General features: G+C 56.7%; 14 protein-coding genes. 13 read left to right on the top strand and 1 reads right to left on the bottom strand.

Features of this window, described 5'->3' with window-relative positions; translation table 11 throughout:
• Positions 1-159: 159 nt before the first annotated feature.
• Positions 160-3,012, bottom strand: a complete 2,853-nt coding sequence (locus OSH09_RS05505; protein ID WP_266120399.1) for a valine--tRNA ligase — start codon at positions 3,010-3,012, stop codon at positions 160-162.
• A 254-nt stretch (positions 3,013-3,266) separates the two neighbouring features.
• On the opposite strand from OSH09_RS05505, the gene ndk reads away from it, so the two are divergent.
• The 13 genes from ndk to hflC all read left to right on the top strand — a co-directional run bounded on the left by ndk (position 3,267) and on the right by hflC (position 16,079).
• Entirely contained in the window at positions 3,267-3,692 is a 426-nt protein-coding gene (gene ndk / locus OSH09_RS05500; protein WP_207875136.1) for a nucleoside-diphosphate kinase, read from the top strand.
• 150 nt (positions 3,693-3,842) lie between these two features.
• A complete protein-coding gene (gene rlmN, locus OSH09_RS05495) occupies positions 3,843-4,991 on the top strand; it encodes a 23S rRNA (adenine(2503)-C(2))-methyltransferase RlmN (protein ID WP_207875135.1) in 1,149 nt (382 codons plus the stop codon).
• Positions 4,988-5,482 (top strand): helix-turn-helix domain-containing protein, encoded by a 495-nt coding sequence (locus OSH09_RS05490; RefSeq protein ID WP_207875134.1) that lies wholly within the window; start codon positions 4,988-4,990, stop codon positions 5,480-5,482. Before rlmN ends, OSH09_RS05490 begins: the two co-directional genes overlap by 4 nt.
• Positions 5,479-6,765: a flavodoxin-dependent (E)-4-hydroxy-3-methylbut-2-enyl-diphosphate synthase gene (ispG, locus tag OSH09_RS05485; RefSeq protein WP_266120398.1), complete on the top strand. Its 1,287-nt coding sequence runs from the start codon at positions 5,479-5,481 to the stop codon at positions 6,763-6,765. The genes OSH09_RS05490 and ispG overlap by 4 nt, the downstream gene beginning before the upstream one ends.
• Before the next feature lie 42 nt (positions 6,766-6,807).
• Complete coding sequence (gene hisS / locus OSH09_RS05480; protein WP_266120397.1) at positions 6,808-8,091, top strand: histidine--tRNA ligase; 1,284 nt, start codon at positions 6,808-6,810, stop codon at positions 8,089-8,091.
• A gap of 2 nt (positions 8,092-8,093) precedes the next feature.
• On the top strand, positions 8,094-8,729 hold the full coding sequence (locus tag OSH09_RS05475; RefSeq protein WP_266120396.1) for a YfgM family protein: 636 nt from the start codon (positions 8,094-8,096) through the stop codon (positions 8,727-8,729).
• A gap of 3 nt (positions 8,730-8,732) precedes the next feature.
• Entirely contained in the window at positions 8,733-9,911 is a 1,179-nt protein-coding gene (bamB, locus tag OSH09_RS05470) for an outer membrane protein assembly factor BamB (protein WP_222667106.1), read from the top strand.
• Positions 9,908-11,266, top strand: coding sequence for a ribosome biogenesis GTPase Der (gene der / locus OSH09_RS05465; RefSeq protein ID WP_207875131.1), 1,359 nt, complete (start codon positions 9,908-9,910; stop codon positions 11,264-11,266). The genes bamB and der overlap by 4 nt, the downstream gene beginning before the upstream one ends.
• Positions 11,266-12,348 (top strand): histidinol-phosphate transaminase, encoded by a 1,083-nt coding sequence (hisC, locus tag OSH09_RS05460; protein WP_207875130.1) that lies wholly within the window; start codon positions 11,266-11,268, stop codon positions 12,346-12,348. Before der ends, hisC begins: the two co-directional genes overlap by 1 nt.
• Before the next feature lie 127 nt (positions 12,349-12,475).
• On the top strand, positions 12,476-12,712 hold the full coding sequence (gene hfq / locus OSH09_RS05455) for an RNA chaperone Hfq (RefSeq protein ID WP_003799329.1): 237 nt from the start codon (positions 12,476-12,478) through the stop codon (positions 12,710-12,712).
• A gap of 78 nt (positions 12,713-12,790) precedes the next feature.
• Complete coding sequence (gene hflX, locus OSH09_RS05450) at positions 12,791-13,879, top strand: GTPase HflX (RefSeq protein ID WP_207875129.1); 1,089 nt, start codon at positions 12,791-12,793, stop codon at positions 13,877-13,879.
• On the top strand, positions 13,863-15,179 hold the full coding sequence (hflK, locus tag OSH09_RS05445) for an FtsH protease activity modulator HflK (RefSeq protein ID WP_207875128.1): 1,317 nt from the start codon (positions 13,863-13,865) through the stop codon (positions 15,177-15,179). The genes hflX and hflK overlap by 17 nt, the downstream gene beginning before the upstream one ends.
• Before the next feature lie 9 nt (positions 15,180-15,188).
• Positions 15,189-16,079: a protease modulator HflC gene (gene hflC, locus OSH09_RS05440; RefSeq protein WP_207875127.1), complete on the top strand. Its 891-nt coding sequence runs from the start codon at positions 15,189-15,191 to the stop codon at positions 16,077-16,079.
• Positions 16,080-16,156 lie beyond the last annotated feature (77 nt).

Below are 16,156 nucleotides of genomic sequence, written 5' to 3'. Positions count from 1 at the left end.
GTGCTTGTGTGGTGTCCCCCTGTTCTTTTGCGCTGTATGGGCAAGCGGGAGGCGTCACGGGTAAACAGAATCGTTGTGCTGGGTTGAGGGTAAATAGATGCAAAAAGGCCCTGCAATACTGCAGGGCCTTTTCTTGTCACCGGGGCTTAGTTCAAGCAATTAGCCCAGACGATCAAACTGCTGTTTTACCTTGACCAATGTTTCACCGAACTGAGCCACGCGCAGGCGCTCTTGTTCAACCACGGCGGCGGGTGCGCGTTCCACAAAGCTGGCGTTGCCCAACTTGCCTTCGGCCTTGCTGATTTCACCTTGCAGGCGTTCGATTTCCTTGGACAGACGGATACGCTCCGCTTCCACGTCGATCTCTACATGCAGCATCAGTTGGGTGGTATCCACAACTTGGACGGGAGCACCTGCGTCGGCGGGGAGCTGATCCACGATGTCCACGCTTTCCAGTTTGCACAAGCTGGCCAGGTAAGGGCTGTTGGCCGTCAGGATTGCGGCGTCACCTTGGGCAACCAGAGGTACACGCTGGGCGGGCGAGAGGTTCATTTCACCGCGCAGGGCACGAATGGCGTCCACCTGGGCCTTTAGTTCGGCAACCTGGGCCACGGCCTGCTCATCAATGGCCGCAAGGTTCGCAATCGGGTAGGGCTGGACCGAAATGCTGGTGGTTTCGTCAGCAGCGCGCTTGCCAGCGACAACCGACACTTTCTGCCACAGCTCTTCCGTAATGAACGGGATGATGGGGTGCGCGACGCGCAGCACCACTTCCAGTACACGGATCAGGGTACGGCGGGTGCCCAGTTGCTGCTCGGGCGTACCGTTCTGGATCTGGGTCTTCGCCAGTTCCAGATACCAGTCGCAGTACTCGTCCCACACAAAGTGGTAAATGGCGTTGGCGACGTTGTCGAAACGGTAGTCGGCAAAACCGCGCTCGGCATCCTGCTCCAGACCTTGCAGCAGGCTGATGATCCAGCGGTCTGCAAAGCTCAGTTCGGCAGGGGCGTCGGTGTGCAGCTCATGGCCTTCGGTGTTCATCAACACAAAGCGGGTGGCGTTCCACAGCTTGTTGCAGAAGTTGCGGTAGCCTTCGCAACGCTTCATGTCGAAGTTGATGTTGCGGCCCAAAGTGGCGTAGGCGGCCATGGTAAAGCGCAGCGCGTCCGTACCGAAGGCGGGGATGCCGTCGGGATAGTCTTTCTTGGTGCGCTTGGTGATGTTTTGTGCCTGTTTGGGATTCATCAGGCCAAAGGTGCGCTTGTGCAACAGGCTTTCCAGATCGATGCCATCGATCAAATCCACCGGGTCAATGGTATTGCCCTTGGATTTGCTCATCTTCTTGCCTTCCATATCGCACACCAGTCCGTGAACGTAGACGGTGTTGAAAGGAACGCGACCGGTCAGGTGCATGCTCATCATGACCATGCGGGCAACCCAGAAGAAAATAATGTCGAAACCAGTCACCAGCACGCTGGAGGGCAGGTATCGGGCCAGATCAGGCGTTTCTTCCGGCCAGCCCAGATCGGTAAAGGGCACCAGGGCGGAGGAGAACCAGGTATCCAGCACGTCTTCGTCGCGACGCAGAGGGCCGGTCACGCCAGCGGCGCGGGCTTGTTCCAGAGCGTCTTCTTCTGAACGGGCAACAAACAGGCGGCCATCTTCGGCGTACCAGGCAGGAATCTGGTGACCCCACCACAGTTGGCGGGAAATACACCAGTCCTGAATGTTATTGAGCCACTGGTTGTAAGTGTTGGACCAGTTGTCGGGGTAGAAGCGCACGCGACCATCGGCCACCACGTCCAAGGCGACCTCGGTGATGCTCTTGCCGGGGTGCAGCGAATCTTCAGGGGCGGGCTTGCTCATGGCGACAAACCACTGGTCGGTCAGCATGGGCTCGATCACCGTATTGGTGCGGTCGCCACGTGGCACCATCAGCTTGTGAGGTTTGACAGCGTGCAGAAATCCCTGGGCTTCCAGATCAGCCACGATTTGCTTGCGGGCAGCAAAGCGCTCCAGGCCTTGGTAGGCTTCGGGAGCCGTGTCGGCGATATGGGCATCCAGGGTCAGGATGCTGATCATTTCCAGACCGTGGCGCTGGCCAACGGCGTAGTCATTGAAGTCGTGGGCAGGCGTAACCTTGACCACGCCCGTGCCAAAGGCCGGGTCTACATAGTCGTCTGCAATGATCGGAATAGAGCGGCCAACCAGGGGCAGGGTGACGGTCTGGCCAATAAGGCTGGTGTAGCGCTCGTCTTCTGGGTGCACCATCAGGGCGACGTCGCCCAGCATGGTTTCGGGACGGGTGGTAGCAACAGTCAGATGCGTGATGCCGCCCTGGGGTGTTGTCAGCGGGTAGCTGATTTCCCACAGATGGCCGTCTTCTTCCTCGCTGACCACTTCCAGGTCAGACACGGCGGTGCCCAGCACGGGGTCCCAGTTCACCAGGCGCTTGCCACGGTAAATCAGACCTTGCTCGTACAGGCGGACAAAGGTTTCCAGCACACCACGGGACAGATTGTCGTCCATGGTGAAGTATTCGCGGCTCCAGTCACAGGACGCGCCCAGGCGGCGGAACTGGCCGGTAATGGTATTGCCCGACTTCTCTTTCCACTCCCAGACTTTTTCCAGGAATTTTTCGCGGCCCAGGTCGTGGCGGCTGATGTTCTGGGCATCAAGCTGGCGTTCAACGATGATCTGGGTGGCAATCCCGGCGTGGTCGGTGCCGGGAATATAGACCGTGTCGTCGCCTTTCATGCGGTGGTAGCGCGTCAGGCCATCCATGATGGTCTGGTTAAAGGCGTGACCCATGTGCAAGGTCCCGGTCACGTTTGGCGGCGGGGACTGGATGACAAAGGGTTCGGACTGATGGTCACCCAAGGGCTGGACGTGCTGGCCGCCCTTGAAAAGATCGGCTTGCTCCCAGCGCGCGTACCAGCGCGTTTCGATTTCCTGGGGTTCAAAGCTCTTGGATAACTGCTCGTCGGAGGTCGTTGCGGATGAGTTGGTCATGGTGATGCGGTCTGTCTGCCTGGTGACGTGCTGGAGGGCGCGGCGTCAGGCTGGACTAATCCTGGGTAAAAAACGAATGTAAGATGCACTATTTTAAGATGTGGCCGCGCGTCTTTGGCGTGGTAAAATGCCGGGTTGCCGTAAATCTGATGAAAGTGCTTGTTTTCATTAAAAAATTTAGCGCGAACCGTCGGATCTGCATTTTGCTTTACGCAGCAAAGACTACACTATATTGTTCTTAATTGGATTTTCACATGGCTATTGAACGCACTCTGTCCATTATCAAGCCCGATGCCGTTGCTAAAAACGTGATCGGTCAGATTGTTTCCCGCTTTGAAGGCGCTGGCCTGAAAGTGATCGCTGGTCGCCTGGTTCACCTGTCCCGTGGCGAAGCCGAGCGCTTCTACGGCGTGCACGCCGAGCGTCCTTTCTTCAAGGATCTGGTCGACTTCATGGTTTCCGGTCCTGTATTCGTACAAGTTCTGGAAGGCGAAGGCGCCATTGCCAAGAACCGTGAACTGATGGGCGCTACCGACCCCAAGAAAGCTGACGCTGGCACCATCCGTGCTGACTTCGCAGAAAGCATCGACGCTAACGCTGTTCACGGCTCTGACGCCCCAGAAACAGCCGCTGTTGAAATCGCTTTCTTCTTCCCAGAGTGCAACGTCTACAGCCGTTAATTTGTTAAACCGCGCAGTATTGGCGGCACTCTGAGCAAGACTTGCCCGGCTCACCGGATTTCCGGTGAGCCGGGCAAATCCAACAGAAAGAGACTTTTTTGCGCCTGTGCAAAAAAGTAAATGCCGTAGCGCGTGAAGGTATTATTTTTTATGTCATCGCTCGAACCTACCAATCTTCTGGGCCTGGGCCCGGAGAAACTTGTTGAACTGGTCGCCCAATGGGGTGGCAAGCCTTTCCGCGCGCGCCAATTGCAGCGCTGGATACACCAGCGTCAACAGGACGATTTTGGGCAGATGACTGATCTGGCGCGCGAGTTCCGCGAACAGTTGACGGCCAATTGTGTTGTTACCGCGCCCAGCATGTCGCATGAACATATTTCTACCGACGGCACCCGTAAATGGCTGTTTGATGTTGGCAGCAACAATGCCGTCGAAGCGGTTTTCATCCCCGAGGACGACCGGGGCACCCTGTGTATTTCCAGCCAGGCTGGTTGCACGGTGGCCTGTCCATTCTGTTCTACGGGTTACCAGGGTTTCAACCGCAACCTGACGACCTCTGAAATCATTGGCCAGCTCTGGTTTGCCCGCCGTGCTTTGCTGGGCGCGCCTGAAACGGCCCGCATTGGCGATGCCGAGCAAACCAGTACGCGCGTCATCAGCAATGTGGTCATGATGGGCATGGGCGAACCCTTGCTCAATTATGATCAGGTGCTCGGTGCCTTGCGCCTGATGCTGGACGATAATGCCTACGGCCTGTCGCGCCGCCGTGTGACGGTTTCGACCTCCGGCGTGGTGCCCATGATGGACCGTCTGGCCCAGGATTGCCCGGTGGCGCTGGCCGTCTCGCTGCATGCTCCTAACGATGCCTTGCGCGACCGTCTGGTGCCGCTGAACAAGAAGTACCCGCTGGCCGAGCTTTTGGATGCCTGTAATCGCTATCTGGAGCACGCCCCGCGTGACTTCATCACGTTTGAATACATCATGCTGGACGGGATTAACGATACCGACCAGCATGCGCAGGAACTGTTGGATATTGCACGTATCGTGCGTTGTAAATTTAATTTGATTCCTTTCAATCCTTTTCCGCAGTCCGGTCTGAAACGCTCCTCAGCAGCACGGGTCAAACAATTTGCCCAAAGGCTGATGGATGGTGGGGTGGTAACCACAGTACGCAAGACGCGCGGCGATGACATTGCTGCCGCTTGCGGACAGTTGGCGGGCGATATTCGTGATCGCACCCGTATAGAACAGCGTTTGCCTGATCGTGCTGTTATTCAAATCAAACAGGAACGTGCATGAGCGAGACTCTGGTCCCCTCCAACCAATCGGCTCCGGAAACGGGCTCAGGTGTAGGCCCTACATTGCGTGAACTGCGTCTGGCGCGATCCTGTTCGCTGAACGAAGCCTCCACGCGCTTGAAGTTTTCGGTTCGCCAGCTAGAGGCCCTGGAGGCCCAGGAATGGGACCAGTTGCCCGGTGGGCAGCCCTTGCGTGGCATGGTGCGCAATTACGCGCGCTTTCTGGAGGCGGATGTGTCCGCTGTACTGGTCATGCTGGAAGCGCAGGTCAGTGATACGGCCGCGCCCAAGCCCGTGCCCCGCAGTCAGTCCGGTTCGGGCCTGTCCAGTGCGGATTTGAGCCTGTATGCCGATTCCCGTGGCGGTTTTGGCTGGATCTGGATTCTGATCATTGTTGTGTTGTTGTTGGTCGCTGGTTTTTACGCCATTGATCGGGGCTGGATTCCCCAGGAATGGCTGGTATTTGATTGGCTCAAGGATTTGAAGAAATGACGCAGGGCCCAGAAACTCCCTCTGCTTGCCAACCCTTGCCGGTGGGTGCCCAACCCAAGCGGGTAACGCGTAAGGTTGACGTGCGTTGGGGCAATCATGTGGTGAAACTGGGGGGCTCGGCGCCGGTGGTGGTTCAGTCCATGACCAACACCGATACGGTCGATGCCATTGCAACTGCCATTCAGGTTAAAGAGCTGGCGCGTGCTGGTTCCGAGCTGGTGCGTATTACCGTTAACACTCCCGAAGCGGCCCGGGAGGTTCCGGCTATCCGTGAACAACTGGACCGGATGGGTGTGAATGTTCCCTTGGTGGGGGACTTTCATTACAACGGCCACAAACTGCTGGCGGACTTCCCTGAGTGCGCGCAAGCCTTGTCCAAGTACCGGATCAATCCGGGCAATATGGGTGGTGGCAAGCGCAGGGACGACAACTTCGCCAAGATGATCGAGATTGCCTGCCGCTATGACAAGGCCGTACGCATTGGCGTGAACTGGGGCAGCCTGGATCACGAGCTGATGGCACGCATGATGGACGAGAACAACGAACGGGCGAATCCCTGGACGGCACAGGCTGTCATGCGTGATGCCCTGGTGTTTTCTGCCATCAGCAATGCCCAGCGTGCCGAAGAATTGGGTCTGGACGGTAAACGTATTGTGCTGTCGTGCAAAGTCAGCCATGTACAGGACTTGATTACTGTTTATCAGGATTTGTCCGCGCGTTGCGATTACGCCTTGCATCTGGGTTTGACCGAAGCGGGGATGGGCAGCAAAGGCATTGTGGCCTCGACCGCCGCCTTGTCGGTCTTGCTGCAGCAAGGCATTGGCGACACCATTCGTATTTCCCTGACCCCCGAACCCGGTGGCGATCGCTCCCGTGAAGTGGTGGTGGCGCAGGAAATCTTGCAGACCATGGGTCTGCGCGCCTTCACTCCTATGGTGGTGGCATGTCCAGGTTGTGGTCGCACCAGCAGCACGGTGTTCCAGGAACTGGCCAATGATATTCAAAGCTATTTGCGTGACCAGATGCCTGTCTGGAAAGATCAGTATCCCGGCGTGGAAACCATGAACGTCGCGGTGATGGGCTGTGTGGTCAATGGTCCGGGGGAAAGCCGTCACGCCGATATTGGCATCAGTTTGCCGGGAACCGGGGAAGTGCCTTCGGCACCGGTCTATGTGGACGGCGAGCGGGTCGTTACCCTGAAGGGTGATACTATCGCTCAGGAATTTCAGACCATTGTCCAGAATTACGTTGAGCGCCGCTACGGCAAAACATCAACGGCTTGATCAACACGCTTGTCAGTCTATGGCGAGCAAACCATTAGAATTATGACGCAGCAGTTTCAAAAGCTCCGCGCCCTGACGGGCATGAAAGACACCTTACCGGGTGAAAGCGCACAGTGGGAAGCCCTGGAGGCTCTTGTGCGGGAATGGTTGGCCAGTTATGGCTATCGCAATATGCGTACGCCCGTACTGGAACATACCCAGTTGTTTGCCCGTGGTATTGGTGAGGTCACCGATATTGTCGAAAAGGAAATGTATTCCTTTACCGACTCGCTGAACGGCGACAAGCTCACCATGCGCCCCGAATTTACGGCGGGCATGGTGCGCGCCACTATCGAACATAATCTTTTGTACGATCGGCCACATCGCGTGTATGCGCTGGGCCCCGTGTTCCGTCACGAGCGCCCGCAGCGTGGCCGCTATCGCCAGTTCCACCAGATCGACGTGGAAGCCTTGGGTTTGCCCGGCCCGGATGTGGATGCCGAACTGATCGTGATGCTGGCTCGTTTGTGGAAAAAACTGGGTCTGACGGATATCCGTCTGGAACTCAATTCCCTGGGGCAGGCTGAAGAGCGCGCGGCTCATCGTGCAGCCTTGATCGAACACCTGGAAGCGCATAAAGACGTACTGGATGAAGAAGCCCAGCGTCGTATGTACACCAATCCCTTGCGTGTGCTGGATACAAAAAATCCGGCCATGCAGGAAATGGCAAATGCGGCCCCACGCCTGTTCGACTTCCTGGGCGAGGAGTCTCGTGCTCACTTCCAGGGCGTGTGCGACCGTCTGGACGATGCCGGTATTGCTTACACACTGAACCCGCGTCTGGTGCGTGGTCTGGATTACTACAACTTGACCGTGTTCGAGTGGGTAACTGACCGTCTGGGTGCGCAAGGTACGGTGTGCGGTGGTGGCCGTTACGACGGCCTGATCGAATTGATGGGTGGCAAACCCTCTCCAGCCGTCGGCTTTGCTATCGGTATGGAGCGTTTGCTGGATCTGTGCTCGCAAGATGGTGAGCAGGCAGCCATCCCCGAATGCCAGGTATATATGGTTCATCAAGGCGAGGCGGCGCAACGCAAAGCTTCGCTCTTGGCCGAGCAATTGCGTGATGCCGGTTTGCAGGTGATTGTCCACGCAGGCTCCAGTGGCTTCAAGTCCCAGTTCAAACGGGCTGATGCCAGTGGCGCGCAGGCTGCCGTGATTTTGGGTGACGATGAACTCCAAAACGAACAGGCCAGTGTGAAATGGTTGCGTGCTGCGGATGGCGCCGAGCAACAACAGTCTGTTGATTTTTCTGAACTCGCCAGTGTTTTGTCAGCAAGGATTTGAGCATGGCCTACGATCTTGAAGAACAGGAAAAACTAGATGCCATGCGGGCATGGTGGGACCGCTGGGGCACCTTGTGCATTGTGCTGGCGTTTGTCGCTTTGGCGGCGGTAGCAGGTTGGCGCGGTTGGCAGTGGTATCAGGGCCATCAGGCAGGACAGGCCATGGGTTACTTTGAGGCACTGGAAAGCGCGGCTGCCCAGACTGGCGAAGAGGCCGATGCCCGCGTGCTAGCAGCCAGCACGACCTTGCGTAACGATTTCCCCAAGTCCGGCTACACCTCTCGTGGTGTTTTGCTGGCTGCCCAGGCTTTGCAGCAGCGTGGCAATCTGACGCCTGCTCGTGAGCAACTGGAGTGGATGGTCAAAACCAACCACGACCCAGCCCTGACTCCGCTGGCACGCCTGCGTCTGGCCGGTATTTTGCTGGAACAGAAGAATTACGACGATGCCCTGGCTCAGTTGACGAACCCTCCTGCCAGCTTTGCCGGTCTGTTTGCAGATCGCAAAGGCGATATTCTGGCCGCTCAAGGACAGAACGATGCAGCGCGCGAGGCCTGGAAACAGGCTGTGGAGTTGCTCAAGCAAGACCCTATTTCCCAGTTGGTACAGATCAAACTTGATGCCCTGGCAGGAGCTTAATTCATGTCTCTTCCTTCTATTCGCAAATCCCCATCGTCTGCCATGCGTGCACTGCGCTTGAGCGCACTGGCTCTGAGCCTGACCGCTTTGGCCGGTTGCTCCATGTTCTCCAGCAAGGACCCTCGCTTTGAACCGACTCCTTTGACGGAGTACACACCGGGTGTGGCCGCCAAGATTAGCTGGAGCACATCCATTGGTAGCGGTGCGGATTCAGGCTTTGCACCTCAGTTGACCGGTTCCTCGGTCTATGCAGCCGCCGTATCCGGTCAGGTCAGCAAGGTAGATCTGGAAACGGGTCGTGTGCAGTGGTCGACCAACGCGGGCAAGAAGCTGACAGCCGGAGCCGGTTCGGACGGTGTAGTGACTGCGGTTGCTTCGGTGGACGGCAACGTGATTGCGTTTGACGACTCGGGCAAGGAATTGTGGCGCAGCCGTAGCAGCAGCGCCGTGAATGTGCCTCCTGCTGTTGGTGCCGGTGTCGTAGTGGTTCGCACCAGCGATTACCGCCTGCAAGCCTTTGACGCCAGCACCGGTGATCTGCGCTGGAGCCTGCAGCGTCCCGGTCCAGCCTTGTCGCTGAAAACCAGCATGCAAATGCGCATTATCGACGGCCTGCTTCTGGCTGGTATGCCCAATGGCCGCTTGATGGCGATTGACGCGGCTCAAGGTCATCTGGTGTGGGAAGGCAGTATTTCTGTTTCCCGCGGCGCGACCGATCTGGAGCGCATTAATGATGTCGTGGGTGCTCCCCAGGTCATCGATCCCCTGCTGTGCGGTGCAACCTATCAAGGTCGCGTTGCCTGCTTTGACGTCTCCCAAGGTGGTCGTCTGGTATGGGATAGGGAATTTTCGGCCGGTACCGGTATCGCAGCGGACAACCATATGTTGTATGCCGCTAATAGCCGCGACCAGATTGAAGCGTTTGCCATGACAGACGGGCAAACCATCTGGACGCAGAATGCTTTGCGTAACCGTGGTCTGGCTCCTTTGGCCGTCCTGCCCCAGGCGCTTGCCGCCGGTGACATGGAAGGCTATGTTCACTTTCTATCGCGACTGGACGGCACCTTGTTGGGCCGGGTCAGTGTCGGCGGTGGTGCCATTGTGTCGCCTTTGGTCGGAACCTCGCGTGGGGTCCTGGTCCAGACCGGCAATGGTAATTTGGTCTTGGTTGGAATCAATTGAAAAGCGTTTCTTTTAAGCCCGTAGTGGCTTTGGTCGGTCGTGCCAACGTCGGCAAGTCCACTTTGTTCAACCGCCTGACGCGTTCGCGCGCGGCTCTGGTGGCGAACTTCCCTGGTCTGACTCGTGACCGTCATTACGGCGAAGGCCGGGTAGGTAGCCGTCCCTATATCGTGGTCGATACGGGCGGTTTTGAGCCTGTGGCCAAAACCGGCATGTTGCTGGAAATGGCCCGCCAGACCCAGCAAGCCATTGCTGAAGCGGATGTGGTCGTCTTCCTGGTTGATGCCCGTGAAGGCGTCAATGCGCTGGATCTGGAAATTGCGCAGTTGCTGCGCAAGCTGGGTCAGAAAGTGCTGTTGGCCGTCAACAAGGCCGAAGGCATGCGTTACGAGGCCGGTGGCGTGGAGTTCCACGAACTGGGCCTGGGTCAGCCTTACCTGATCTCTGCTTCTCATGGCGACGGCGTGGAAGAGCTGATCAATCTGGCGCTGGAGCAAGTTCCTGCTCCTGAGTCTGAAGACGATGGCCAGGATGACGAGGACTTCCAGCACCGTATCAAGCTGGCGATTGTGGGCCGTCCTAACGTGGGCAAGTCCACCCTGATCAATACCCTGGTGGGTGAAGAGCGCGTTATTGCCTTTGACCAACCTGGTACGACTCGCGATGCCATTGAAATCGAATTCGAGCGCAACGGGGTGGAATACACCCTGATCGATACCGCCGGTCTGCGCAAGCGCGGCAAGGTGTTCGAGGCTGTTGAAAAGTTCTCCGTTATCAAGACCTTGCAGGCCATTGAGGCGTGTAACGTGGTCTTGCTGATGATTGATGCGCACACAGAAATTTCTGACCAGGACGCCAGCATTGCGGGCTTTGTGGTGGAAACGGGCCGTGCGCTGGTCGTGGGTATCAACAAGTGGGATGGTCTGGACGAGTACCAGCGCGAGTGGATCAAGCGCGAGTTTGATCGCAAATTGCGCTTCCTGAACTTTGCCAAGATGCACACGTTGTCGGCTCTGAAAGGGCAGGGTATCAATCCTGTGCTCAAGTCGATCAATGCCGCACATGCTGCTGCTTTCTCCAAGCTGTCTACCCCCAAGCTCACTCGCATCATGCAAGAAGCGGTGGAACAGCAACAGCCGCCACGCAAAGGCATTTTCCGTCCCAAGTTGCGGTATGCTCACCAAGGTGGCATGAACCCTCCGATTGTGGTGATTCACGGCAACGCCCTGGATGCTATTTCGGACAGTTACCGCCGCTATCTGGAAACGCGTTTTCGCGAGGCCTTCAAGCTGGAAGGTACGCCTTTACGCATTGAATTCAAATCATCTAAAAACCCTTATCTGAAGGATGCGTAATGAGTCGTTTGTGGAGTGATCATGTAGCTGGGCTTTCTCCCTATGTACCGGGCGAGCAGGTCAAGCTGGATAACCTCTTGAAGCTGAACACAAACGAACATCCTTTCGGTCCGTCGCCCAAGGCGCTGGAAGCGATCCGCCAGGCGGCGACCGATGATTTGCGTCTTTACCCCTCCTACAGCGCGCAGGAACTGCGTGACGCCGTGGCCCATAATCACGGCGTAAAAGCGAACAATGTCTTTTTGGGCAATGGCTCGGATGAAGTCTTGGCCCATGTGTTCAGCGCCTTGTTCCTGCGTGGTGTGCGTCCCGTACTGCTACCCGATATCACTTACAGCTTCTACACCACGTACTGTTCGTACTTTGGTGTCCCGGCTGATATCGTGCCGCTGCGCGATGATTTCACGCTGAATGTGCAGGACTATGTGCGCGAGCGCAGCTTGAAACCGGCCGGCATTATTTTCGCCAATCCCAATGCGCCTACTGGTATTCCGCTGTCCTTGACGGACATCGAGGCCATCCTGGCTGCCAACCCCGATACCACGGTGGTGGTGGACGAGGCCTACGTTGATTTCGGCGGTACGTCTTCTGTGGGCTTGCTGGAAAAGTACGACAACCTGGTCGTGATTCAAACCATGTCCAAGTCGCGTGCTCTGGCCGGTCTGCGCGTAGGCTATGCCTTGGCCAGCGCCGAGATCATCCAGGCTCTGGAACGCGTCAAGGATAGCTTTAACTCTTACCCGATGGACACGATTGCCCAGGTGGGTGCCGTGGCTTCGCTGAAAGATACCGAGTACTTTGAACGCCAGTGTCAGGCCGTGATCGATGCTCGCGAGCAGTTGCGTGCTGATCTGGAGCAATTGGGTTTCGAGATTCTGCCTTCCAAAGCGAACTTTTTGATGGCAACGCACCCTAAGCATTCGGCAGCAGGTATTCAGCAGGCTTTGCGTGAACAAGGGGTTTTGGTGCGCCATTTCCGCCAGCCACGCATTGAGCAATATTTGCGTATTACCGTAGGATCGCCCGAGCAATGTGCCCGACTGTGCAACAGTTTGCGGCAGATTTTAGGGCAAGGTGCCTGATCGGCGCCTGATATACACCTATTAGATAAAAATCTCCAGTTTGGAACGTGCGGATTCAGGGAAAACCCGGTAAAGTAGTGGGATTCGCTTCCATTTCTGGAAAAACAACATAACCGGAGCCTCACCAATGAGCAATAAAGGGCAAATTCTACAAGACCCGTTTTTGAACGCGCTACGCAAGGAGCATATCCCTGTGTCGATCTACCTGGTCAACGGCATCAAGCTGCAAGGTCAGATCGAGTCCTTCGATCAGTACGTCGTACTGCTGCGCAATACAGTCACTCAAATGGTGTATAAGCACGCGATCTCTACCGTCGTTCCTGCACGCCCTGTTACTTTGGCTGCGGATGAGCAGGCTGAATAAATCCTCACCCAGTTCTTTGTACTCTGAAAGACCCGTCTCGCGGTACTCGCGGGCGGGTCTTTGTTTCTGGAGCAAGCGTTGAAGGCACTGGTTATTAGTGTGGATATGGGCGAGCTGGACTACAAGGCTCATGCCGAAGAGTTCGTCATGCTGGCTGAAGGTGCTGGTGCCCAGATTGTTGAGCTGCTGGTGGTGCGTCGTTCCCGTCCGGACTCTGCCTACTATATCGGTACGGGCAAGCTGGAAGAGGCCGTTGCGCTGGCCAAGGCTACAGGGGCGGAAGTGGTGCTGTTTGACCATGCCTTAAGCCCTGCTCAGCAGCGTAATCTGGAGCGCAAGCTGGAATTGCGTGTGGTGGATCGCGTCGCCCTGATTCTGGATATTTTTGCCCTGCGTGCACAAAGTCACGAAGGTAAATTGCAGGTCGAACTGGCTCAGTTGCAGCATCTGACTTCCCGGCTGACCCGTATGTGGACTCACCTGGAACGTCAAAAAGGCGGTATCGGGATGCGTGGTCCGGGTGAATCGCAGTTGGAAATGGACCGCCGCATGATTGGCGATAAAGTCCGTACCCTGCGCGAACGTCTGGCCAAGGTGCAGCGTCAGCGCAGCACCCAGCGTCGGGCGCGCACTCGCAGTGGCACCTTGTCGGTGTCGCTGGTGGGCTATACCAACACGGGCAAGTCCACGCTGTTCAATGCCCTGACTCGTGCTGACGCTTACGCGGCAGACCAGTTATTTGCTACCTTGGATACGACCACACGTCGTATCTGGATTGAAGGGGCAGGGCAGGTCGTGATCTCGGATACGGTGGGTTTTATTCGTGAACTTCCACCGACCTTGATTGCTGCTTTCCGCGCTACTTTGGAAGAGACCGTCCATGCAGATTTATTGCTGCATGTGGTCGATGCCGCCAACCCTCAGCGCGATGAGCAAATCGCTGAAGTTCATAAGGTTCTGGAGGACATCGGGGCCCATGAAATACCTCGGATTCTGGTCTATAACAAAATTGACCAGGCAGGCTACGAGCCACGGGTAGAGCGGGACGAACATGGTACTATTGCCCGAGTCTTTGTTAGCGCTTTAGAGCGCATCGGATTGGATGGGTTGCGTACAGCAATCGTCGAATCAGGTCATTTCGCGGAAAACAATGCGTCTGAACAATAAAATATTCAATCTCAATGATCCCGGTTGGGGACGAGACAGTGGCAAAAACGGTTCCGAGCCACCTCGCCGCCCCGAGAAACAAGATGGCCCGCCTGACCTCGACGAGGTATGGCGTGACTTCAATAGTCGCTTGGGATCTTTATTCGGCAAAAAGGGACGTCGTTCCCCTCCCGGTGGCATGCCTCCCGGTGGCAGCAATGGCCCGTCCATTCCCAAGGGCTCGCCCAAACTGCTGATTATCGGCGGTGTGGTGGCCGTGGGTCTGTGGATGGCCAGTGGCTTTACCATCGTGCAGGAAGGTCAGGTTGCCGTGGTCACCCGCTTTGGTGAATACACGAAGACCTTGAATCCCGGTCTGCAATGGCGCTGGCCTGCTCCGATCGAGGATCACCAGACCGTCAATATTTCCCAATTGCGTACCTTCGAGGTGGGCTATCGCGGAAGTGCGCGCAACAAAGTCTTGCCTGAATCCCTGATGCTGACGACCGACGAGAACATCGTCGATATGCAGTATGTGGTTCAGTACCGTTTGCTGCCTACAGGCGCACCGGATTACCTGTTCAACACCAATAATCCAGACGAGTCGGTACGTCAGGCGGCTGAAACCGCCATGCGCGAAGTCGTGGGCAAACAGCCTATGGACTCTGTGCTGTACTCCGGTCGTACCCAGATTGCGGTCGATGTACAGCAATTGGCCCAGTCCATTCTGGACCGCTACCGTACCGGTATTCAGATCAGCACGGTTGCTATTCAGAACGTGCAGCCGCCCGAGCAGGTTCAGGCTGCTTTTGACGATGCCGTCAAAGCGGGTCAGGACCGCGAGCGTCAGATCAACGAAGGTCAGGCTTACGCTAACAAGGTCTTGCCTGAAGCCGCTGGTCAAGTGGCTCGCATGATGCAGGAGTCTGAGGGTTACAAGGCTCGTGTGGTGGGTGACGCCAAGGGTGATACCGCACGTTTTGGCAGTGTTGAAGCCGAATACGTGAAGGCACCGGGTGTGACTCGGGATCGTCTGTACCTGTCCACGATTCAGGAAATCCTGGAGCGCACCAGCAAGGTACTGGTTGATACCCGTAGCGATAACAACATGATCTATCTGCCTTTGGACAAGATCGTGCGTCAGGTGGGTAGCCGTACCGATATGGAGCCTTCTGCTCCTGTCGCCTCGGCCGCTTCGCAAGGACAGGTCAGCCGTCCAGCTCCGGCTGTGGCACCTAAAGCGCCAGCGCCAGCTAATCCAGCCAATCTGGATACCTCGCTTGGCTCTTTGGTCAGTCCTTATTCCCCATACGCACGCTAGGAGAGCTTGATGCAACGTTTATTTCCTGCTCTGGTGGCCCTGGCGGTAATTGTCGGTCTGCTGCTGTCTTCCGTATTTATCGTGCGTGAGCGCGATGCGGCGCTGGTTTTTGCTCTGGGTGAAGTGCGCGGTACGATCACGACCCCCGGTTTGTACTTCAAGCTGCCGCCACCGTTTGAAAACGTGGTGTTCCTGGACAAGCGTCTGCAGACGATTGAAACCAAGGACCCCGAGCGTATTCAGACGGCTGAAAAGAAAAACTTGCTGATCGATTCTTACGTTAAATGGCGTATTTCCGATCCACGCCTGTTTTACGTGACGTTCGGCGCAACCGACCGTGGTGCTGTCGAGCGTTTGCAAGCCCAGATTCGTGACGCTCTGAACGCCTCGGTGAACGTACGTACCGTAAAAGAAGTGGTCTCTACCGAGCGTGATGCCATCATGCGCGAAGTGCTGACTGCTGTTGAGGCTCGTGCCCGCCCTCTGGGGGTAGAAGTGATCGACGTACGTTTGCGTCGTATTGACTTCGCTCCGGAGATTTCGGAATCGGTTTACCGTCGTATGGAAGCCGAGCGTACACAAGAAGCCAACCGTTTGCGTGCAACCGGTGCCGCTGAAAGTGAGCGTATTCGTGCTGAAGCGGAACGTCAGCGTGAAGAGCTGCTGGCCGACGCCTACGCCCAAGCCCAGGCCATCCGTGGTCAGGGTGATGGTGAAGCCGCTGCCATCTACTCCGACAGCTACAGCAAGAACCCCGAGTTCTACCGTTTCTACCGCAGTCTGGAAGCCTACCGCAGTGCTTTCAGTCAGCAGACCGATACCTTGGTCATCAGCCCCGACTCTGATTTCTTCAAGTACTGGGGCAAGCAAGGATCACCGGCAGCACCGGCTGCTAACTGATCTACGCTAGAGAACTTAGGGCCGCGGGTGTTCCACCCGCGGCCCTGATCGTTTATACTAGCGTGTAAGTTACTAAC

The organism is Alcaligenes parafaecalis, assembly GCF_026344135.1.
In the GTDB taxonomy this organism is placed as follows: Bacteria; Pseudomonadota; Gammaproteobacteria; order Burkholderiales; family Burkholderiaceae_B; genus Alcaligenes; species Alcaligenes parafaecalis.
The sequence above is the reverse complement of the archived record's forward strand: the minus strand, read 5'-3'. Positions and strand labels throughout refer to the sequence as shown.